The sequence below is a fragment of the Lysinibacillus sp. FSL W7-1291 genome, from assembly GCF_038593415.1.
GTDB lineage: Bacteria > Bacillota > Bacilli > Bacillales_A > Planococcaceae > Lysinibacillus > Lysinibacillus fusiformis_D.
Genome location: NZ_CP151994.1, coordinates 725981 through 748824, shown reverse-complemented (window position 1 = coordinate 748824; position 22844 = coordinate 725981). Strand labels below are relative to the sequence as shown.

The 22844-nt window shown below is 37.8% G+C and carries 21 protein-coding genes and 1 other annotated feature; of the genes, 9 read left to right on the top strand and 12 right to left on the bottom strand.

Features of this window, described 5'->3' with window-relative positions; all coding sequences use genetic code 11:
* Positions 1-16: 16 nt before the first annotated feature.
* Positions 17-400 carry a hypothetical protein gene (locus NST76_RS03430; protein ID WP_036126652.1) on the bottom strand — a complete coding sequence of 128 codons (384 nt, stop codon included), beginning with the start codon at positions 398-400 and terminating at the stop codon, positions 17-19.
* Between the two features lie 126 nt (positions 401-526).
* On the opposite strand from NST76_RS03430, the gene NST76_RS03425 reads away from it, so the two are divergent.
* The 4 genes from NST76_RS03425 (at position 527) to NST76_RS03410 (ending at position 3594) form a co-directional block, all read left to right on the top strand.
* A complete protein-coding gene (locus NST76_RS03425; RefSeq protein ID WP_036126653.1) occupies positions 527-1114 on the top strand; it encodes a CYTH domain-containing protein in 588 nt (195 codons plus the stop codon).
* 28 nt (positions 1115-1142) lie between these two features.
* Positions 1143-1925, top strand: coding sequence for a lytic transglycosylase domain-containing protein (locus NST76_RS03420; protein WP_036126656.1), 783 nt, complete (start codon positions 1143-1145; stop codon positions 1923-1925).
* 456 nt (positions 1926-2381) lie between these two features.
* Positions 2382-2789, top strand: coding sequence for a hemoglobin (locus tag NST76_RS03415; RefSeq protein WP_004227447.1), 408 nt, complete (start codon positions 2382-2384; stop codon positions 2787-2789).
* Positions 2782-3594, top strand: a complete 813-nt coding sequence (locus NST76_RS03410; protein ID WP_036126658.1) for a DsbA family protein — start codon at positions 2782-2784, stop codon at positions 3592-3594. Before NST76_RS03415 ends, NST76_RS03410 begins: the two co-directional genes overlap by 8 nt.
* 855 nt (positions 3595-4449) lie before the next feature.
* On the opposite strand, the gene pepF is transcribed toward NST76_RS03410, so the two are convergent.
* From pepF to spxA, 4 genes are all read right to left on the bottom strand, one after another.
* Positions 4450-6267: an oligoendopeptidase F gene (pepF, locus tag NST76_RS03405; protein WP_342535343.1), complete on the bottom strand. Its 1818-nt coding sequence runs from the start codon at positions 6265-6267 to the stop codon at positions 4450-4452.
* 51 nt (positions 6268-6318) lie between these two features.
* Positions 6319-7440, bottom strand: coding sequence for a competence protein CoiA family protein (locus NST76_RS03400; RefSeq protein WP_342544630.1), 1122 nt, complete (start codon positions 7438-7440; stop codon positions 6319-6321).
* A 257-nt stretch (positions 7441-7697) separates the two neighbouring features.
* The gene (gene mecA, locus NST76_RS03395) at positions 7698-8366 is read right to left on the bottom strand and encodes an adaptor protein MecA (RefSeq protein ID WP_036126663.1); all 669 of its coding nucleotides are present in this window, start codon (positions 8364-8366) and stop codon (positions 7698-7700) included.
* 434 nt (positions 8367-8800) lie between these two features.
* The gene (gene spxA, locus NST76_RS03390; protein WP_025116803.1) at positions 8801-9196 is read right to left on the bottom strand and encodes a transcriptional regulator SpxA; all 396 of its coding nucleotides are present in this window, start codon (positions 9194-9196) and stop codon (positions 8801-8803) included.
* Positions 9197-9686: 490 nt separating this feature from the next.
* Positions 9687-9909: a binding site (T-box leader), on the top strand.
* A gap of 115 nt (positions 9910-10024) precedes the next feature.
* Here spxA and trpS point away from each other — a divergent pair.
* Positions 10025-11014, top strand: a complete 990-nt coding sequence (gene trpS / locus NST76_RS03385) for a tryptophan--tRNA ligase (RefSeq protein WP_036126679.1) — start codon at positions 10025-10027, stop codon at positions 11012-11014.
* Between the two features lies 1 nt (position 11015).
* Here trpS and NST76_RS03380 read toward each other — a convergent pair whose 3' ends face one another.
* From NST76_RS03380 to NST76_RS03370, 3 genes are all read right to left on the bottom strand, one after another.
* Positions 11016-11237 (bottom strand): hypothetical protein, encoded by a 222-nt coding sequence (locus tag NST76_RS03380; protein WP_036126664.1) that lies wholly within the window; start codon positions 11235-11237, stop codon positions 11016-11018.
* 105 nt (positions 11238-11342) lie between these two features.
* Positions 11343-12584 carry a beta-ketoacyl-ACP synthase II gene (gene fabF / locus NST76_RS03375; protein ID WP_340812596.1) on the bottom strand — a complete coding sequence of 414 codons (1242 nt, stop codon included), beginning with the start codon at positions 12582-12584 and terminating at the stop codon, positions 11343-11345.
* A gap of 30 nt (positions 12585-12614) precedes the next feature.
* The gene (locus NST76_RS03370; RefSeq protein WP_089934871.1) at positions 12615-13553 is read right to left on the bottom strand and encodes a beta-ketoacyl-ACP synthase III; all 939 of its coding nucleotides are present in this window, start codon (positions 13551-13553) and stop codon (positions 12615-12617) included.
* Between the two features lie 577 nt (positions 13554-14130).
* On the opposite strand from NST76_RS03370, the gene NST76_RS03365 reads away from it, so the two are divergent.
* A complete protein-coding gene (locus NST76_RS03365) occupies positions 14131-14325 on the top strand; it encodes a YjzD family protein (RefSeq protein WP_004227469.1) in 195 nt (64 codons plus the stop codon).
* Positions 14326-14374: 49 nt separating this feature from the next.
* Here the strand turns inward: NST76_RS03365 and NST76_RS03360 are convergent, their stop codons facing one another.
* Positions 14375-16501, bottom strand: coding sequence for an AAA family ATPase (locus NST76_RS03360; RefSeq protein WP_271912423.1), 2127 nt, complete (start codon positions 16499-16501; stop codon positions 14375-14377).
* 269 nt (positions 16502-16770) lie between these two features.
* On the opposite strand from NST76_RS03360, the gene NST76_RS03355 reads away from it, so the two are divergent.
* Positions 16771-17457: a Crp/Fnr family transcriptional regulator gene (locus NST76_RS03355; protein ID WP_036126671.1), complete on the top strand. Its 687-nt coding sequence runs from the start codon at positions 16771-16773 to the stop codon at positions 17455-17457.
* Between the two features lie 625 nt (positions 17458-18082).
* Here the strand turns inward: NST76_RS03355 and NST76_RS03350 are convergent.
* Both NST76_RS03350 and NST76_RS03345 read right to left on the bottom strand, forming a co-directional pair.
* Positions 18083-18391, bottom strand: a complete 309-nt coding sequence (locus NST76_RS03350) for a metal-sulfur cluster assembly factor (protein ID WP_036120908.1) — start codon at positions 18389-18391, stop codon at positions 18083-18085.
* 53 nt (positions 18392-18444) lie between these two features.
* Positions 18445-19209 carry a prolyl oligopeptidase family serine peptidase gene (locus NST76_RS03345; RefSeq protein WP_058843813.1) on the bottom strand — a complete coding sequence of 255 codons (765 nt, stop codon included), beginning with the start codon at positions 19207-19209 and terminating at the stop codon, positions 18445-18447.
* A gap of 121 nt (positions 19210-19330) precedes the next feature.
* Between NST76_RS03345 and NST76_RS03340 the strand changes: the two genes are divergently transcribed.
* Both NST76_RS03340 and NST76_RS03335 read left to right on the top strand, forming a co-directional pair.
* Positions 19331-20140, top strand: coding sequence for a Cof-type HAD-IIB family hydrolase (locus tag NST76_RS03340; RefSeq protein ID WP_036120914.1), 810 nt, complete (start codon positions 19331-19333; stop codon positions 20138-20140).
* Positions 20141-20283: 143 nt separating this feature from the next.
* A complete protein-coding gene (locus tag NST76_RS03335) occupies positions 20284-21141 on the top strand; it encodes a DegV family protein (RefSeq protein WP_036120917.1) in 858 nt (285 codons plus the stop codon).
* Positions 21142-21185: 44 nt separating this feature from the next.
* On the opposite strand, the gene NST76_RS03330 is transcribed toward NST76_RS03335, so the two are convergent.
* Positions 21186-22715 (bottom strand): alpha-amylase family glycosyl hydrolase, encoded by a 1530-nt coding sequence (locus tag NST76_RS03330; RefSeq protein ID WP_230593788.1) that lies wholly within the window; start codon positions 22713-22715, stop codon positions 21186-21188.
* Between the last annotated feature and the right edge of the window lie 129 nt (positions 22716-22844).

Sequence of the window (22844 nt, the reverse complement as noted above, 5' to 3'; positions counted from 1 at the left end):
TGTTCGTTTTGTCTTTCTATTCAGCAAGAATTGCCTGAAAGTGTTGTTCCACGGTTTGGACAAATTCTGCCCCGTAATTGTAATTTCCTTCAATATTATACACGAGCATTTCCAATTCATCGTAGAAATTTGTCAGCTCAATCTCTTCTTCACCTATTCGTAGTATTGGATCTTTCTTTTTTTGTAAAATATGTACAAGATTCTCCCAACTACTCGGTGGAAAACGCAAGTAATGATAGTCTTCGCCTGCATCAAGTAAATAAATAAATGCAAACTCATCTGAATCTGCAATGAGTTGTCCAGCAGGTTTTAACTGTAAATTTACTTCATTGTCGTTTAAACTAAAATGAAGTTGATCTTGTTCAAAATTCGATGTTTCTATTGTATAAATTTTACGCACTGCGGTTCCCCTTTTCGTTGTACTCTTCCTCTTATTTTATCACACAGGGTAAATAGTTGCAGTGTGTAAATACTAAATCAAGCGAAACAACGAATGAAAAATAAAAAATTAAATAGGTGAATATAAATGACACAAGAAATTGAAATTGAGTTTAAAAATCTATTAACAAAACAACAATACGAGCAATTGTTACAAGACTTCCACATTAGCCAAAATGCTATTCATCGACAAGTAAATCATTATTTTGACACGCCTACACAGGCCATTCGTCAACTGCAAAGCGGGCTGCGAATTAGACAAATTGGTGATTATTACGAATGTACACTCAAAGAGAAAAATACCGAGCATGCTCATCTTGAAACAACAGATGAATTAACTGCAGTACAGGCACAGCAAATGCTTGATGGTAAAGGCTTTTTTGCTCAAGAAGTAGCAAAAAAATTAGCCAGCCACAGTATTCCTTTAGAACAATTACAAGTATTTGGCTCACTCACTACAGATCGTGTCGAAATTCCTTATAAAGAGGGGCTTCTTGTTTTTGACCATTCTTACTATTTGCAGTGCGACGATTATGAGGTAGAATATGAAGCAAAAGATGCAATAAAAGGAAATACAATTTTCGACGAATTTTTACAGCAATACGGAATTAAAAAACAGGCTACAGATAAAAAAATAGCCCGCTTTATGAAAGCTCTACAAGCACAAAATTCATAATAGTATAAAAAGGAAGGTGACTGACTCCTTGGATATTCAATCACTAAAATCTTTACTAGAAATTCAAGCATTGCAAACACTTGGAGCTACCGAAAATGCATCAACAAACAATCTGACAGACAATAATTCTATTTTTTCTGACATGATTAATGAATTATTAGGAGAAGCATCGACAGCAAGCAATGCCAAATTGTCTAGCTTGTTTGCTTCTGGAACAGCAAATCATTCAGATTTCGTCAATCAGCTGACAATGTTAGCCAATAATTCAGAAGGTAGCTCACTCGAATCATTGCTTTATCAAGGCTCTAATGCTGTGTTTATCCCTGAATCTGTCAAACAAGCTTTAGCAAACAACTATACTGGCACAAAGCTTGATTCTTATGTTTCAGATGATGTTATAGGCTCTACAGCGTACGCCAATTCACTAACAGGAGCCAATCAATATGCCGCTATTATCGAAAAAGCTGCCGCTACTTATCAGGTACCCGAAAAGCTTATTGCGGCTGTCATCAAGCAAGAATCTAATTTTAATCCAACTGTAGTGAGTCATGCAGGAGCGCAGGGCTTAATGCAATTAATGCCCACAACAGCACAATATTTAGGCGTGACAAACGCTTTTGACCCAGAGCAAAACATTATGGCTGGGGCAAAATATTTGCGTCAAATGCTAGATAAATTTAATAATGACCCTACACTAGCTTTAGCAGCCTACAATGCTGGCGCGTCTCGCGTTACGAAATATGGAGGGATTCCTCCTTTCAAAGAAACACAGAATTATGTCAAAAAAGTGATGAATTACTACACAGTGTAATCGCATCTTTCCTTTTATCCATGCTTTTTCCAACAAATTTCACCCATTGTGGTGAAATTTGTGCTATTTTAGCGAACAACAATTCGAAAGAGCTCTTTGTTTGTGTTAACGAAAAGACGTTGATAGAATGAAGGTAGTCACAAGAAATTCACATTTTGAGGATGACAAGTATATCAATAACGCTTCGGCTTAATTGCCGCTAACGATGTGTCTAGATTTTTCCGAGCAGAAAAGTAGAAGTTAGCCTAAGAAAGTCACGTCCTGTGACAACGGTTAATGTACAGGTCTCTTTATAAACCTGTGACATCTGCCGGAGGGCTTTGTGGCAACACTTTCATTGCCACATGCGTAGCGCTTTTTGACGGTGTTCTAGATTCAGCAGTCGTTTGAACACTTGCTGAATGCGATAAAATGATACTTTAAGATATAAAGAAGAATTAAAGGAGCATATAACCTATGAGTCGAAAATACACTGTTCCTTATGAGGAGCTGGGAGCTGAAAAACTGTCAGAACTCATTCACGCGTTCTATAAAAGAGTGGCTCAGCATCCTGATCTTATTCCAATCTTTCCAAAGGATTTAACAGAGACAGCCCGTAAGCAAATTCAATTTCAAACACAGTATTTAGGTGGACCAAATCTCTTTACTGAGGAACATGGACATCCAATGATGCGTGCACGTCACATGAATTTTCCGATTACACCTGACCGTGCTCAAGCTTGGCTAGAGTGTATGTCAGAAGCAATGGATGAGGTAGGTTTGGAAGGGAAGTTCCGTGAAACTTATTATCAACGTTTAGTATTAACAGCTCATCACATGGTTAATACGCCAAATGACGATGAGGGGGAATTGTTACGTGAATAATATTCAAATGTTGCTGCAAGAGCCAACGCCGACGATTTCTACTGCCAACAAGCCTATTGAATTGTATATTTTCGTAGATCCACTTTGCCCTGAAGCTTTCAGTATGCAAGCAACTCTTCGTAAATTACAGCTTGAATACAACCACTATTTCACGTGGCGCTTTGTTTTAAGCACAGAGCTTACTTCTTTAAATTGCTTAAGTAAACGTGTCAAAGGTTGTATCTCGGGAGTCGAACTTGATATTAACCACCCTGTCTTACCTTCAATTGCTATTAAAGCAGCCGAACTACAGGGAAAACGTGCAGGTGCACGCTATTTGTCGAAACTACAAGAATATGTATTACTAAACCACCAAGATGTAAACTCCTATGCAACGCTTTTAAAAATTGCAGAGGATGTTCAACTAGACATGAATGAATTCACTGTCGACTTTGGCTCAAAGGAAGCAGCACGAGCTTTCCAATGCGATTTATATATTAAACGTGAAATGGAAGTTGACGAAGTCCCTAGTATCGTGTTTTTCAATGAATGTATTGAAGATGAAGGACTAAAAGTCAGCGGTAGCTATTCCTATGAAGTTTATGAACATATTTTACAAGAAATGCTGAACGAACAGCTTGTCCGTCAGCCATTACCATCAATAGAGGACTTATTTTCTAAATTCCATACACTTTCTACAAATGAAATAGCTTTTATCTATTCATTTACAGAGCAAGCAGCAGAGCGTGAATTAAAGAAACGCATGCTACAACAAAAAATCGAACGAATCCAGACAACTCACGCTACGTTATGGCGTCTTAAATAATACAATAAATGACAGGGACTCCAATCTTTCATGATGGAGTCCTTTTCATGTTGTTGAAAAAAGATCATGTCAATAGCAGTAATACACTTTTTCACAAAGCCTGGGATAGATTTCCGTACCACCAGCGTCCATTCCAGGGGGCGTCCAATGAGTCACTTCACCCACTGCGTTCGTCCCAAGGTATCAGTTGTGACGCTGGCTCCACTCCAATCACCATGTGGCAAAAGTGTCTTTTCCTTATCTTTCATACGAGCATAATTAGAGGAAGGATTGGCTCTTATTTTCAATGTGGAGAAATGATGCGTACCGCTCCTCCATAAAATGAGTAGTGAACACCTTCCCTTTATTTGAAAACCATTGCTAAAGAGAAATATTTTTATCTGTTGAAGCGGAAGGCTTGACTCCCATGGGATAGCGAGGCGGAAGCGGCTTTGCGCTCGCCCACAGAAAAGCAAGTAGCCTGCAACGGTAATCCATTTTCACCTTTCACATAAATTCTATGGATATTTTGTTAGATAAAGCCAAATACAAAGAAGCGCCTCTATCCTCGACCGATAGAGACGCTTCTTTTTCACAAAGGGGATGGGAGAAATGTTCACGTTCAAACAAAGGGGTGTATGTTTGTTTTGTGATTTATTTCACAAGAATTACTCTATCATGGAATAATATATTTAGCAATGCAACCAATACTAGATTCACAAATTTGTCAAATAGAAAGCGATTACAAACAGTATTTTTCCAAGATGCACACTTTTAAACTATTTAGAAATCAAAAAAAATCATTATTCTTTCATTTGAAATAACATGGACAATACATAAAAAAGAGCAGTAGGAATATTCCCACCGCCCTTTTAATTAGTTATTCAACAATAATTTTTCTAATTCATTTAAACGCTCTTCAAATACTTTACATGCATCTTCAATCGGCTTAGCAACGTTCATATCAACACCTGCTGCCTTTAATACTTCTATTGGGAAATCAGAGCATCCAGCTTTTAAGAAGTTATTAATATAACGTTCTACAGCTGGTGCCCCCTCCTCTAAAATTTGTTTACTCAATGCTGTAGCGGCTGATTTACCAGTCGCATATTGATAAACATAGTAATTATAGTAGAAGTGTGGAATACGAGCCCATTCTAAGCCAATTTCCTCATCTACAATCATATCATCGCCGAAGTATTTTTTGTTTAGTTCATAATAAACTTCAGTTAAACGATCAGCTGTTAATGACTCACCGTTCTTATCCATTTGATGAATAAGATGTTCAAACTCTGCAAACATTGTTTGTCTGAATACCGTACTTCTGAAACCATCTAACCAATGATTTAATAAGTAAATTTTTTGTTGAGGGTCATCAATTGTTTTTAGTAAATAGTCATTTAATAACTCTTCATTACATGTTGAAGCAACCTCTGCGACAAAAATAGAATAATCTCCATAAACGAATGGCTGATTGTTACGTGAATAATAGCTGTGAACACTATGGCCAAATTCATGCGCTAATGTAAATAGATTATTCACATTGTCTTGCCAATTCATTAAAATATACGGATTCGTACCATACGCGCCTGATGAGTAGGCTCCACTACGTTTCCCTTTATTCTCTAATACATCAACCCAACGGTTATCCAATCCACTTTGGACGATGCTTTGATATTCCTCGCCTAATGGAGCTAGTGCTTTCACTAAAATATCTTTCGCTTCATCATAAGTGACTTTCATTTCCACTTCTTTAACAAGTGGTGCAAATAAATCCCACATATGCAATTCGTCTACACCTAATAATTGCTTACGTAACGAAATATAACGCTGCATAGCTGGTAAATACTTATGAATTGTTTCAACTAATTGATCATACACATTTTCCGGAATGAAATTATTAGACATGGCTGCATGGCGTGCAGAATCATAATGACGAATACGAGCACTCACATTATGCTTCTTCACATTACCCGTTAGCGTTGCCGAGAACGTATTTTTAAACTTGCCATATGCTTCGTACATAGCTTTAAATGCACCTTCACGCACTGAGCGATCTTTGCTCTCTAAAAACTTAATATAGTTACCATGTGTAAGTTGTACTTCCTCTCCCTCTTCATTTTTCACATAAGGGAAAACCATGTCCGCATTGTTTAACATACTGAATGTATTAGAAGCTGTACCCGTTACCTCAGACATTTGCGCTAGCAATGCCTCCTGCTCAGCTGGTAATACATGTGGACGTGCCATTGTAATTTCTTTTAAAGATTGCTTATATAATTGTAGGTCTTGATTTTCTGCTAAGTAGTCTTCAATTGTTTCTTCACTTAAAGCTAAAATCTCTGGTGTTAAATATGAAAGACCAGCTGAGATACTAGTTGCCAATGTTTGAATGCGACTGTTCATATCTTGATAAAAGCTATTTGTTGTATCTTGATCATAGCGCATATGGGCATATGTGTAGAGCTTCATCGCACGCTCATATAGATGATCATGATATTGTAAAGCTGTTAATAATGCCTCTGCCCCATTATTTAAAGTACCTGCATAGCTCGGTGCTTGTTTAGCAAGCTCTGCAACTTCCTTCAATTCCTCTTCCCAAGCTTTATCTGTTGCAAAGATATCCTCTAAGCGCCATGTTAATTCTGCGGGTACTTCATTTCTAACCAAAATCTGATTACTGTTACTAGCCATGTATGCCAGCCCCCTTTATATGTGCTTTTTTCCTTTTACTCTCATATTTTCTCAATATATTGTGGCAATTGCAAATAAATGTACATATACATGCTCACAAATATCTAGCGACTGCTCTTCTTGAGTCATATGCTTAAGGAGCTGTCCATAATACAGGACAGCACTTACCGCCTGTGTTGTCACTTCTAGTTGATGCTTACTTAAAAAATGGTGAATCTCCTGCTTCGTTAACATAAAGGGCTGTCGACCTAATTGTTTACTAAAATGCAGCAGCATCGTTTGCCATTCACTAGTAAACAAGGAGATAGCTTCTCCACCCTTCACTGGAATTCCAATGTAGGAAGGCATAGCAGTTAACGCAAAGTTTAATTCATAGCAATTTCGTAAAAATAAATCTTGCGCCCCCTTTTTACTATATAAAAGACGCGCAGATACAAATTGCCTACATGCTTGTTTATAAAGTTGCCAATACTGTTGAAATTCTTCTTGAGTAATTTGCTTCGGTATATAAAAAGGAAAGTGTTGTTGATTGACTGGTATTGTCTGAACTTTACCTATGAAAGTATGCCCATGTACATGAAGAAGATTCGTCCAATAAGTAAAATGGGCCGTCCTAGCGTTATACGTCATTAAATAAGGTACACCTGATGTAGTTGTCATAAACGCTTTTTGCAGCAATGGGGAAATGGTAATTTTGCTGATGCCGTTGATTGCATCTTTACTTTGAGGCGTTTGAAAAAGCCAAATTACTTGTATATCGTTTTTTTCGTAGCCAGCTGTACGTTGTTGCCATTTTTCATGGGAGATTGTGCTACATTGAAATTCAATTGCATAGTGACGATCATTTATTGTAATGAGCAAATCCGGGCGTTGAGCAAGCTGCTTTAAAAATGGCTCTAGCTCCACTTGATATCCATGCTTTGTGAGCCATTCAAATAATTGCATTTTACCTTGGAGATGAAGTTTAGATTCACCTTCAGCGAACAATTGTGGACAATGCTTTTTGGCGAAGTGTGAAAAATGGGGAATATTATGTTGACCTACTTTCAATTGAACTGGTTCTAGACATTGAGGACAAAAAAATTTCATTTGTCGCCTATATCGTTGTAAAGCTTTCCTCGTATATTGATATGGGAGAAATAGCTGCTGTTTGTTGTTATAAGCTACCAGCATTTAATCAACTCCTTTTTAGTCAACTATAATGGAGTTGGTTTGCCCTCACAAAAATTAAGCAATTATTTCTTGAAATTTTAAAAATGCCGTCTCATATATCTTCATTCAGCAGATTTCACAGCATGAGCAGAGAGGCCTGTACAACGCTGGTCAATTAACCGATGATAGCTTAAATAGGAATGCAAAAAAAGGACTGTAGCAAAACTCAATAAATTTACGAGTTTTACTACAGTCTAAAAAATGAGGTATTTTAATGCTTATGCAAAGTATTTTCGAACTGTTTCAAAGCAATTAAATTCCATAATCTTTTCACCGTACTCCTCTAGACGGTGAATGGTTAAATTGGATGGTGTTAAAAATTCCTTGATGACCGCATTTCGATCATGACGATTTAAATCCTCATCTGCGTTCCCGAAATCAACAACTAAATAGTACCAATCTTCATATTTGAATAATGAGGAATCCACTAATTCGTCTGTCATTCGTTTTGCGACAGGGATTAACTCATCAATATCTTTAAATTTATAAACATAAATGTCTGTATCCATAAATAACTCTGACTCATCCATGTCACCAAGTTGAGTTAGCTGGCTAAGAAGATCTTCTCCAACTTCATCGAATGGTGCAAACATTTCTTTGTGTTCATCAAAACTCGAATGACCATCTAATGTTTCACCGTCTTTTAAAATATGTGCACGTGTGACAATGATTTCTAAGCCTACTTCAGATGCATTGATGTGAATCCAAATCGGACCCTCTACATCAAAGTAATCCTCCGTGTTTACTTCATCAATCATATCCCAAAAAAGTTGCTCACCCTTTGCTCGATTGTACCAAATTTCTTCACGACTATAGCCGCGATCCTCTATATCATTATACGTAATAAAGAGCTTGAGTGTATTTTCATTTACACGTTCGATGTCCACTAGACCTCATCTCCCTTCACTGTCATATGCTGAAAAACAGTTTTGTTTCATTAGTATGCTTTTATTCTTTGTTTTTAACCTTCATACTGCATTTGTTTTTCAACCTTTGACCACACTCAGTAAAACCATCGAGGAACCGCAAACATGATTTTTTTTGTTCACAGTTGTCTCTAACTCTATTGTATGCTGTTCTGTCATAAAATGAAAAGGATATACACCGTTTCACAGAAGATATTTGAATTATTGAAATTGTAGTAAACTATTTAACTTAAATCAAGTTTAACATACTTTTACGGAAATATATGACTTTTCCCTATCAATTATTATACTTCATATAGAAGGTTTTACATAAGTAAAACATAAAAAAATAGATGTCACAACATGCATTCCACATTTGTAACATCTACAATATATATTATTCAAAATGAGTAGGTTTAATTCACCATTCGTTGCGCTTCTTGAAGCTGATATGCTCGAACTTTTCGAGGTAGGAAGCGACGAATTTCATCTTCATTATAGCCGACTTGTAGACGTTTTTCGTCCAAAATAATTGGTCGGCGTAATAAACCAGGATACTCCTGAATTAATTCATATAAACGTTGTAGTGGTAAACTTTCAACATCCACATTTAATTTTTGAAATATTTTTGAACGAGTAGAAATGATTTCATCTGTCCCGTCTTCTGTCATACGTAAAATTTTTTTAATTTCACTAATACTTAGTGGCTCAGAAAATATATTACGTTCTGTATATGGAATTTCGTGCTCCTCTAACCAAGCTTTCGCTTTACGACAAGAGGTACAACTTGGTGATGTAAATAGGGTTACGATCATTCTGACACATCCTTTCATTTTGTAATCATTATCTATAAACCAGAACCAAAGTGTTAAATTAGAATTAATGTAAAGTAAAATACACAGTACCATTATACAGCACTCAGCTGTATTTGAATATAGTTCCAATAAAAAAAGACTGAACCCATCACAAATTATTCTGTCTCTTTATACAGCTTTTAATAAAGCGTATTTCCTTCTATCTTATGTGCTACTACTAACATTCCCACTTTCAGTGCATTTTATACATCCAAGCATGTATCTTAGTTGTTCTCATTTAAAAAGATTAAACGAGAAAATTGTCAATTTGACGTGTACACCTAAACACAATTTTAATAAAAAATTTTATATTTATAACAAAATTACACAACAAAAAAAGCATATAATTTTTTCTCGAAAAAAACCACCGTCAAAAGTCTGACTTTACACAATGGAATCTTTATAATATAATTCTTTGCAATCAAATCAATTTGAATAATTTAAATTGAGAAAAACGCTGACGAAGAGTAGTACATATGTTCATTTCACGTTTAGAGAGTCTGTGGTTGCTGCAAACAGATCGTGGAGACATGTGGAATGGACTTCCGAGTTAGCTTTGTGAACGCTGTTAGAAGCTATTAGCAGAGCTCGTCCCTTCACGTTACGAAGCTGAGTGGCCTTTTAGGCAAGCTGGGTGGTACCGCGGATTCAAAACATCATTCGTCCCTTCATTAGAAAAAATCTAATGAGGACGCATGATGTTTTTTTGTCTTTATCGTGAGGTGGAAAAGTGAGTAAATGCCGCTGACAACCATCACGGAATTTGAATTCGAGGAGGAACTTTTAATGACAACTATTTTTTCAGGCGTACAGCCTACAGGAATCGTTACTTTAGGGAACTATTTAGGAGCATTCAAGCAATTTCCTGCACTACAAGACGAAGGGAATGCTATTTATTGTATCGTTGATCAGCATGCGATCACGGTTGCCCAAGATCCTAAAGAATTACGTGAAAGCATTCGTAAGCTGGCAGCTACCTATATTGCTACTGGCATCGACCCTAAAAAATCTACGTTATTCATTCAATCAGAGGTGCCAGCGCATGCTCAGGCAGGATGGATGTTACAATGTGTTGCGTCTATCGGGGAGCTAGAACGTATGACACAATTTAAAGATAAATCACATGGTAAAGAAAGCGTTTCTGCTGCTCTTTTAACATATCCACCGTTAATGGCTGCAGACATTCTACTTTACAACACAAACATTGTCCCTGTCGGCGATGATCAGAAGCAGCATATCGAGCTAACTCGTGACCTTGCAGAACGTTTTAATAAACGCTTTGGTGACGTTTTAACAATTCCAGAAATTCAATTACCAAAAGCAGGCGCTCGTATTAAATCCTTACAAGAGCCAACAAAGAAAATGAGTAAATCTGACCCTAATACGAAAGCGACAATCCGTTTGCTAGATACGGCAAAGGACATTGAGAAAAAAATTAAATCAGCGGTTACGGATTCTGATGGTATTGTTGCATTTGATGTAGAAAATAAACCAGGTGTCTCGAATTTATTGACAATCGAATCGGCTATTTCTGGTATAGCCATTGAAGATTTAGTCAAAAAATATGAGGGAATTGGTTATGGTGGATTCAAGCAAGGTGTTGCAACAGCTGTTATCGAACATCTAACACCAATTCAAGAAAAATTCTATCATTTAGTAGAATCCTCTGAATTAGATGTCATCTTAGATGAAGGTGCTGAAAAGGCGAATGCGATTGCCAGTGCTACATTAAAACGCATGGAAGATGCAATGGGTCTCGGCCGCACACGTCGCTAATTTATGGCTTGTCTGTGGAGCGATCAAAGCCTAAATCAAGCACAACAGCACAAATGATAATGCAGGCTCCTACCGCCATATAAAATTCTGTTGTTTGAAAAATAAATTTGAAAACAACCTTCCAGGAATAACCTAATGTTCGATAATTTAAATACAATATGAGATTCCCTACAGAGAGGATCATTAAGCCATAGCTTACTAAAAATAAAAAGAGACGAAACACAGTAGAGGCATCCTTTCTATTTCTTCTTACTTATCATTTATTCACAAAACTATAAAAAAAGACGTCAGCCGTTTAAATTTGGCTGACGTTTTTTAAGTTTATATATTATGCTTCATATTTTTTGAATAGAAGACTGGCATTGTGACCACCAAAACCAAGAGAATTACTCATCGCATATTGAATGTTTGCTTCTCTCGCTTCGTTTGGAACATAATCTAAATCACATTCTGGATCTGGATCTACTAAATTAATTGTTGGAGGTAAAATGCCTTCTTTTAAGGCTAAGGCTGTGAAAATCGCTTCCACACCACCAGCTGCTCCTAATAAGTGACCCGTCATAGACTTTGTGGAGCTCATAGCAAGCTTATACGCATGATCACCAAAAGCAGTTTTAACAGCTTGTGTTTCAAATAAATCATTGTAAGGTGTGCTAGTACCATGTGCATTAATATAATCAACTTGTGATGGATCAACTCCACCATCTGTCAATGCTTGCGTCATTGCACGTGCTGCCCCCTCACCCTCTGGAGCTGGAGCCGTAATGTGATGCGCATCACCTGTTGCACCATAACCTAAAACTTCAGCATAGATTTTAGCGCCACGAGCTTTTGCATGTTCATACTCTTCTAGAATAACGATACCAGCGCCTTCTCCGATAATAAAACCATCGCGGTTTTTATCAAATGGACGGCATGCGGCTTGTGGGTCTGGATTTAATGATAAAGCTGTATTTGCACAGAAGCCTGCCACAGCCATTGTAACGATTGGTGATTCAGCACCACCTGAAATCATCACATCTGCATCCCCACGTTCAATTACTTTAAAGGCATCGCCAATGGAGTTTGTTCCCGAAGCACACGCCGTTACAGAACATGAGTTAATACCTTTTGCACCAACGTGAATAGATACTTGCCCTGAAGCCATATCAGGAATCATCATTGGAATGAAGAATGGGCTGACACGTCTTGCGCCACGCTCTTGGAATGTTAAAAATTGTTGTTCATAAGTTTCCATACCGCCGATACCAGAGCCAATCCATACACCTGCACGTGGAGCTAGCTCTTCATCAATTGTTAATTGTGAATCTTCCATTGCCATAATGGAAGCGGCTAACGCGTAGTGCGTAAAACGATCCATTTTACGTGCTTCTTTACGATCAATATATTTTTCAATATCGAAATCCTTCACTTCTGCTGCGATTTTTGCTGCAAAAAGTTCTTTATTCAATCGTGTCAGCTCACCAATGCCAGATTTACCAGCCTTGATGTTAGCCCATGTTTCTTCGATGCTATTTCCTAGTGGTGTAACTGCGCCAATTCCTGTAATTACTACTCGTCGTTTACTCATTGTCTTACTCCCCTCAAGCATTTTTCCTTCTTATTTTCCCCATCTCATGGCTACGGCACCCCATGTTAAGCCGCCACCAAAACCAACGAGGACTAATAAGTCATCCTCTTTAATCTTACCTGCTTCGAGCTCATCTACCAAGGAAATACCAATAGATGCTGCTGAAGTATTTCCATATTTATGAATCGTTTTTGACATTTTTTCAGGTGGTAGCTCTAATCGCTCACGAGCAGATTCCATAATTCGTATATTTGCCTGATGCGGCACTAAAAAATCTACGTCTTCTTTTGTTAATCCTGCTTTCTCTAACACATTAACAGCCGATTCACCCATTTGACGTACAGCAAACTTAAACACTTCACGACCATTCATTGTAATTGTGTCTTGCTGTGTTAAATAAAGGTTTTTACCGCCTGTACCATCAGCACCAAGTTCAAATGATACAATACCTCTGCCTTCAGATACTGGCCCAACAATGGCTGCACTAGCACCATCACCGAATAAAACAGCTGTATTACGATCCTTCCAATCGATGACTTTCGACAGCTTTTCTACACCTACTACTAAGACATATTTATAAGTATTTGCCTCTACAAAGTGCTTCGCTGTCACTAAGCTATATATAAATCCTGCACATGCCGCTGCTTGATCCATCGCCGCCGCATTCACTGCTCCGATTTGTTCCTGAACCATACATGCTACACTTGGAAAAGTTTGATCCTGTGTGACAGTTGCTACAAGTATTAAACCAATTTCCTCTGGCGTAATACCCGCTTTTGCAATAGCTTCTTTAGCAGCTGCTACTGCTAAATCTGAAGTTTCCTGATCCTCTGCCGCAAAATGACGTTCTTCAATGCCTGTTCGAGTTCGAATCCATTCATCTGAAGTATCCATTATTTTTTCCAAATCAAAATTTGTAACGACCTTCTCAGGAACATATTTGCCAATTCCTATAATACCAGCGTTCATATAGCAACCCCTCAGCTTTCTTACTATCAATTATTAGTAACTGGTCATAATTATAACGCATACGAAAGGAAGGACGCAAGGTGATTTAAAATTAATGTGTTTTGGACGTGGCGGAGATTTTATTTTTGGTGAGGGCTGACTCTTTATTAGGTTAGGTGAGAGTTTTGGCATTATCGTCGTTTTTGAGCGGGTGAACTTCTACGTCATAGTACTGTCCACCTTTTTATGAACGGAGTGTCTTACTTAGGAGCACTATCTACTAGCTCTGAGCCAAGTTCCTACTATAATTAGAGCGCTTCTGCACTCGTTACGAGCAAAAACCCTAATCGAGACTAATTCCCTGACTCCTCTTCATTACAAAGCACACACTAACTTCCTATCATTAAACATCAGCATACCTTCTGCAAATCAAATGCTACGATAGGCCGTTGAATATAAAATCCAGATCCTTGTATTTGTTGTGACAAATTCGCCATGTTTCACATAAAAGGTTCTTTTTTTTTCGATTTATGTTATGATATGATAATGAATATGAGTAAAACCTTATAATGAAAAAAGTTCGGTTGAGGTGAAATTAATGCAATATATCGTAACGTTCATATGGTCATTCCTACTAGTTTCTATGTTAAACTACGTAGTCAGCTCTGTACTTGGTGTACCATTTGATTTTAAAACAGGGGCAATCGTTTCTGTTGTATTCTCCATTCTAATCTTTATTATTGGAGCAATCATTCCAAACGACCCTACACCAGAAGCTGCAGACCATCATTAATTTATCTAGAAAAAACCTGTTCAGCACATTGCCGAACAGGTTTTTTCTGTTATTTTTCCACAACACATTGACCATCACGCATTTTCACATGCAAAGTTTCTCCTGGTAAAACCTCACCACGAAGCAGTTCTCTAGCTACTGCTGTTTCGATATGTCGTTGTACAAAGCGTTTTAATGGTCTCGCTCCAAACTGAGCATCCGCTCCTTGCTGTACTACCCAGTCAATAACCTCTTGCTCGACAGATAAAGTAATTTCCTGTTCTGCCACACGTTTAATCAGTTGCTCCACGTACTTCCAAGCAATCGCAGTAAAATGCTTTGTAGATAAAGCATGGAAAAAGATAATGTCATCCATACGGTTTAATAATTCTGGTTTAAAATGTTGGCGTAGGGCCGTCATCACTAAGTCTTCAACAGCATTATCGCCTTCTTTTGCCTCCATTAAATAACTAGAGCCAATATTGGATGTTAGAATGACCACTGTATTTGTAAAATTCACCATACGTCCCTGACTATCTGTAATGCGGCCATCATCTAAAATTTGTAATAAAATATTCGCCACATCTGGATGTGCTTTTTCAATTTCATCTAGGAGGACCACGGAATATGGATTTCGGCGTACAGCCTCTGTTAATTGTCCGCCCTCCTCATAACCTACATAGCCTGGAGGAGCACCAACGAGACGAGACACACTATGTTTCTCCATGTATTCACTCATATCAATTCGAATAAAGTGATCTTCTGCATCAAATAACTGCGCAGCAAGTGCCTTAGCAAGCTCAGTTTTACCAACACCTGTTGGACCTAAGAATAAAAAGCTCCCAATCGGACGATGTGGATCTTTAATACCTGCACGTGCACGCCATACAGCTTCTGTTACTAATTGTACTGCTGTGTCTTGACCGACTACTCTTTCATGTAATGTATCCTTTAATCGTAGAAGTTTTTCACGCTCTCCTTCTACTAATTTTGTTACAGGAATTCCTGTCCAGCGGGAAACGATCGCAGCAATTTCATCTGCCGTTACTTCTTCACGTAAAATGCGGGATTCTGCCCCATTTTCTAACTGTTTTTCGAGTTCCTGAATTTCCTTTTCTAATGTTGGGATTTTGCCATGGCGTAATTCCGCAGCTTTATTTAAATCATATTTACTTTCTGCTTCATCTAAATCACGACGGTATTTATCTAATGTTTCCCGTTTTTTCTGAATGTCGTGTAACATTTCTTTTTCTGCTTCCCATTGTTGGCGCATGCCCTCTGAGGATTCTTTTAATTTTGTTAATTCCTCACGCAATTGCTCTAGACGTTTTTTACTTGCTTCGTCCTTTTCCTTACGTAATGCCTGTTCTTCAATCTCAAGCTGCATAATGCGACGTGTCACTGCGTCTAATTCCTGTGGCATCGAATCAATTTCTGTACGAATCATCGCACAAGCCTCATCAATTAAATCAATTGCCTTATCAGGTAAAAATCGCTCTGTAATATATCGGTTGGACAGTTCTGCTGCCGCAACAATTGCTCTGTCATGAATTCGTACTGCATGATGTAATTCAAAGCGTTCTTTTAAGCCCCGTAAAATGGAAACCGTATCCTCAATCGAAGGCTCACGTACAAGAACTTGCTGGAATCGTCGCTCTAAAGCAGGATCTTTTTCAATGTACATACGATACTCATCTAGTGTTGTAGCACCAATACAATGTAGTTCACCGCGTGCAAGCATAGGCTTGAGCATATTCCCTGCATCCATAGCACCGTCTGTTTTGCCTGCGCCGACGATGGTATGAATTTCATCAATAAATAAAATGATTTGTCCTTCTGAGTCTTTCACCTCTTTTAACACACCTTTTAAGCGCTCTTCAAATTGGCCACGATAGCTTGCCCCTGCGATTAAAGCACTCATATCTAGCTCATATAACACACATTCTTTCAAGCCCTCTGGCACATCGCCTTTCACAATACGCTGTGCTAAACCCTCAACAATCGCTGTTTTACCAACTCCTGGTTCACCAATTAATACAGGATTATTTTTCGTTTTGCGTGTTAAAATACGAATGACATTTCGAATTTCCTCATCACGCCCGATAACTGGGTCCATTTTGCCGTTTTTAACTTCTTCAATCAAATTTCGTCCAAATTGCTCTAGTGGTTTTTTGTTATCTGTTTGTTGAAATTGCATAGCTAGCACTCCTTTACCATCATGTTTCTTATCATTGTTATACCCATTCTTGTTCTTTTAAAAAGTTTGACCTTTTTTGACTAACTTTATTTTACATCAATCGACATTGCTTCGCAAAGAAATCGCACTAAAATTTTTTCACGGATTATGGAAATTTACGTTATAATAATGATATGTTTCTATGTTTTAGTATCGAAAAATCCACTATCCTTTTGTAATAATTGCCGTTTATTACAAAAAGAAAGCGATGTGTTGGAGATATGGTTTTAATGGATAATATGTTTGAAAAAATGAAGGATCTATTTCAAAAGCATGGTGTTTTTATCAAAGTGAATAAAGGAAATAAAATTTTTCTAGAGGGTGAACGGGCAAAAGAAATTTATTACATCCAATCTGGTGTGATTTCGATAAGCCAAGAAACCGAAACTGGCAAGGAATTAACTATTCGTATTTGTGGTCCTGACAGTATAATTGGAGAGGGGTCATTATTTTGTAACCTAGTCTATAATTCCATGACTGCAAAGGTATTAGAGCCTTCTACGATGTATGTGTTAAGTCGTAAATCATTGGAGCATTTACTAGAAGATCAGCCTACTGTTATGGTGGAATATATAAAGTGGTTGCAAACAGAAAACTTAAAGCATCAAAGTCGTTTGCGTGATTTAGTGTTAAATGGTAAAAAAGGTGCTTTATTTTCAACGCTCATTCGGCTTTCCAATACGTATGGTAAACCTTTAGAAAATGGCTCAATTTTTATTGATTTCCAGCTAACAAATACGGAAATTGCGAATTTGTGTGCAACAAGTCGTGAAATGATTAATCGTATGTTGAATGATTTAAAAAAACACGATATTATCACTTTTGATAAAGGCTTTATTACAATTCATGATTTACAATTTTTAAAAAATGAAATTGCTTGTGAAAATTGTCCATTACAAATATGCCGTATCGATTAATTTCGTTACAAACGAAATCCCTGCCTATAAAATATAGCAGGGATTTTATCGTGTTGAAAAACAAAACCATCCATAGCATTTTTGTGAAAGGTGAAAATGGATTTCCGTTGCAGGCTACTTGCTTTCCTGTGGGCGAGCGCCGAGCCGCTTCCTCCGTGCAGGGGCTCGCCTGTCTCGCTATCCCACGGGAGTCAAGTAGCCTTCCACTCCAACCCATAAAAATATTTCTTTTTAGCAAAGATCTTCAAATAAAGTGAAGGTATTCATTACTCTTTATGGAGGGTGTTGTCACTCATCACTTCTCCACATTGACAATAAGAGGCTATCCTTTCTCTAATCATACAAATACGGCTCGTATGAAAGATAAGAAAAAGACATTTTTGCAGAATGGTTGATTGGAGTGGAGCCAGCGTCACTCCTAGGGGATTTAGCGTCACAGTTGAGACTCTGGAGCGAACGCAGTGAGTGAAGCGGCTCATCGGACGCCCCCTGGAAAGGACGCTGGCGGAACGGAAATCAACCCCTCGCCTTGCTAAAGGTTCTTTTTCTACTATGAACATCATCTTTTTTCAACAACATGAAATCCCTGCCTATAAAATAAGCAGGGATTTTTAATGTTGCAATTTTAGCGTACGCCTAATGCCATTTTTGCATAGCGTGACATTTTGTCTTTTGACCAAGGTGGATTCCATACAATGTTAACATTTGTACTTTTCACTTCTGGAAGTTCCCCTAATGCCGTATTCACCTGATCCACAATAACTGGCCCAAGTGGGCATCCCATCGATGTTAATGTCATCGTAACAGTTGCTACACCTTCATCATCTAAATCTACATCATATACTAAACCTAAGTTGACGATATCAATCCCAAGCTCAGGGTCAATTACATTTTCTAAAGCACCAAACATGCTATCTTTCATATCTTGATCCATTCGTATTTCTCCTTCCATCATAGTGTTAACCTTATCATAGCAGATGCATCCTGTTATGCCAAATGCTGTGCAAGCCAGTCTGTTGCTGCTAGCATACCGTCACGTGGAACTGCATGTCCTGCCTTTTTGTTCACCATAAACTTTAAATATTCAGGGCTTGCTTGATAGTATTCCCGTAATGTCTCATAAAATTTATACGTTTCATGGAAAGGTACTGTTTTATCTAATTCTCCATGCCAAAAGAAAACCGGACGACCTGCGAATTTTTCTGGCGTTAAACTAACATCATATTTAGCTAAGAGCTCATTGACTTTTCGGACATCTTCCTCTGACATCGGCCAATTGATACCGCTTTTTGCAAATTGCTGCAATTGATATTCACCTAATTTAATAAAACCTGGTGCACCCATACATATTGACGCTGTTTTTATCCAATCATAAAGTTTTAAACAGCCGGAGGTCACGATGCCGCCCATTGAAGTACCTGCTATGCCAATATTATGACTGGCCAATAAATTTTTATTCCTTAATTCATCATATAATTGTTGCACTTCATGAATAGAATTTAAAACAATATCCCAAAATTTCAAGTTCATTTGTATTTCTGTAAGGCCTTCGCTACGGTCACCATGAAATTTTGCATCCGGTAATAGGACACGCACCCCCTTATGCACCAATTGGTATGCATAGTGTAAGTTATGTTCTTTCGCGCTCATAAAGCCATGCAAAAAAATCACTACTGGGGTTTCTTCATTCATCTTGTCTGTATGTATATGTAATAAAGGAATATTTCCCCACACTTCTTTTTCTACAAACATTTTTGTCACTCCCAACTATTGTCTCATCTTTATGTTAGCAAACTTTTTTCACTGTGACAAAATTTTGACGAATGAAAGACAAAGAGATACTATTCAAACTATAGGAAAGGGGCAACGAGCTATGAAACCGCATTTAATCGTACTAGACTTAGATGGTACTTTATTAACAGACCAACAACAAATCTCAGCAAAAACGAAAAAAACATTATTGCAGGCTAAGGAATTAGGGCATCAAGTGATGATTGCAACGGGGCGTCCATACCGTGCAAGTGATCTTTATTATCATGAGCTTGGGCTCACTACACCCATTGTCAATTTTAATGGCGCATATGTACATCATCCCAAAAATGTATCTTGGCAACATATGCACACACCGATTGATTTAAGTGTTGTACATGATGTTGTTGGATCCATCAATAGTTACGAGTATGAAAATATTATCGCTGAGGTAAAAGATGATATTTATGTACACACAGAGGACGATCGTATCTTAAATATTTTTAATATGGGTAATCCCAAAATCACACTTGGGGATTTATACACACATCTCTTAGAAAATCCCACAAGTTTATTAATTCAAGCAAATGAAGCGAATTCGGTCATTATACGTGATCATTTACAGGCGGTGCACGCAGAAGTTATTGAGCATCGTCGATGGGGCGCGCCACTTCATATTATTGAAATTGTACGTCGCGGCTTAAATAAAGCTGTGGGTATTGCGCATGTGGCAAAAGATTTAGGTATTCCACGTGAGCGTATCATCGCGTTTGGTGATGAAGACAATGATTTAGAAATGATCGAATATGCTGGACTTGGTGTAGCGATGGGGAACGGTATTCCAAGTCTTAAAAACATTGCCAATGAAATTACAGCAACAAATAATGATGATGGAATCGCAAAAATCCTCATTGAACGCTTGAAATTATCATAGTTAAGTAGTAAGTTCAAGTTAACATTCCATTTTTACCAGTTTAACTTTATTCAGTGGTACCCCTTCCATTTATCTTAAGTGAGTACCGACTGAATAAAGTTAAAAATACTTGATGAGTAAGTTGAAATTAGGGGGACAAGAGAATGAAGATTTTTACGGATAGTGGATGCGATCTACCGAAGTCTTACTATGAAGAAAATGATGTCGTGTTACTCCCTTTACGAGTGCAATTGAACAACAAAGAATATGAAGATGTCATTACGATTGATTCCAAAGAGATTTACGATGCCATCCGCCAAGGTGCTCAACCCAAAACATCACAAGTGTCACCTGAGCTGTTTTTAAAGCACTTTGAGGAACTAGCTAAAAATGAAGAAGAAGGCATCTATATTGCCTTTTCATCGGAATTATCCGGCACATATAGTACTGCTCAAATGATTCGCAATCAAGTATTAGAGCAATATCCTTCATTAAAATTAGTCATTATCGACTCTAAATGCGCTTCACTAGGACATGGTCTAGTTGTAGAGGAAGCAGTTCGCCTTCGAAATATAGGGGTATCCTTAGAGGATATGGCCTCTAAAATGAGTGCATATGCACCTCAGATGGAGCATTTATTTACAGTAGAAGATTTAGATTACCTTGCCAAAGGTGGTCGTGTATCCAAGGCCAGTGCCTTTTTAGGTGGTCTTCTGAGCATTAAGCCTATTTTAAATGTAGAGGAAGGCAAGCTGATACCTATTGAAAAGTCACGTGGTCGTAAAAAAGCACTTAATCGTATGTTAGATTTAATGCAGGAGCGTGGCGGAAGCTTTACGGATAAAATTGTTGGTATTAGTCATAGTGATGATGTGGCCTTTGCCAATGAAGTAAAGGCTTCTATTCAGGAACGTTTTTCTCCTCAAGCTGTTCAAATTACTATGATTGGCTCTGCAATCGGTTCACATGTAGGACCAGGCACTATTGCAATCTTCTTTACGAACAAAAGCTATCAAGGCTAATAAAAAGCATGTTAGGATTGCTCCTAGCATGCTTTTTCGTTGTGCTATGGTTGTTGGACGTCTTGTTCTTGACGGCGAACTTTTCCTCGTTTAATGATGATAACAACAAAGCCGATAAAGATTACCCACACTAAACCAAGGGCAACCATGTAGGGCATGTTTAAGCCTTCATCATTGCGAACCTGATAAATCTCAACCATTTCTCGGTCTAAAATAACAGGATAAACCTCTTTTTCATTTATACGAACTTTTTCCTCATGTAAAATTCCGTTCAGCATTTTCCCTTCACCAAGTTGCGCTGGTGTTAAGTCCACACGTTGCGTTTTGCCTGTATTATTCACCATAATTACCCACTTTTCTTCGTCAGAGGTACGTGTGAAGACAAGTAGGCCATTGTCATTTGTAATTACTTCAAAATCACCTTTACGTAAAGTTGCAGATTGATTACGTAAGGATTGAACATTTTTAATATAATCAATCAATTCTTCATCAGTTTTAAAGTTATACAACTGATGTGTATCTGGTTTTGCTTCCCCATTCATGGCGATTTCTGTACCATATTGCACAACGGGAATCCCAGGAAGCATAAATAAAGCACCCATCGCCATTTTTAAGCGTGTAGGCGGAAACATATTTTCAGTCGCAGAATCGAATGTAAAACGATGGGTTTCAAGTGAATCCACCATAATCTGTGTCGGCTTCTCTCCTGTAAAAGGCTCCATTAATTTAGACGAATCCATATCCACGTTTTTAAAAATATTACGATAAATATCCGCTGTTGCTGGTGAGAAGGTTGCATCAAAATCAGCATCACTTTCTTCATTAGCAATCACGTAAAGAGATGCTTTTGTCTCTTTTAATGCTGCAATCATCGCATTGACAAACGCTATATCAGCCTCTGCAATATTCGTTAAACGAATACCACCAACATCATATGTAGAAACAAATTCAGTGGCTGATTGAATGAGCGCCTCTTGCACAGCTTTGTTCGATAAATCCCATTGTACTTGTCCATTATTCGTAGAAGCAATCCAGTCAGCTTTTGATGAGTCCTTTGCCCATTCATGATTTGGACTCACATTATTGAGCGGGAAATCCACCATGATGGACATATTTTTAGCTTTATAGGCTTCTACAACACTTTGGAATTCTTCTGTTGTTCCAAAATGACGTTCGATTGTCGTGTAGCTTGTAAGTAGTGATCCATCATATTTCTCTGTAGAAAAAATAGGACCAATAGAAACAATTGTAAAACCCATCTCACCAATAAATTTTAGCTTATCTTGCAGACCTGTAAAATCGCCTCCTGCAAATTTCGAAGGGTCTTTCGTATTTGTATCAAAATCGTTTGTGCCCGAACCATTAAAGAAACGGTCAACGAGTAAATCAAAGATGCTTTCTTCTGCTATCGATGTTGTCGCTTTTTCATCCGCATGCGCTACTGGTGTAGTACTTACGAATGAAGTTGCTAATAAAAGTGATGCAGCCGTCGCACTTATCCATTTCTTAAATTTCACTGTTATTCCCTCTCTTTCAAACCAATCCATCGTCATTTTACCAAATAACACTGTCACGTCGCTATCTTTTCAAAAGATTTTACGAAAATGCGAAATGAATTAGGGCAAAAAGGTGTCAGTTCTCTCGTATTCACCCTTTTAGCAAAATAAAAGCCGTGAAGCAAATACTTCACGACCTTTAAGAAA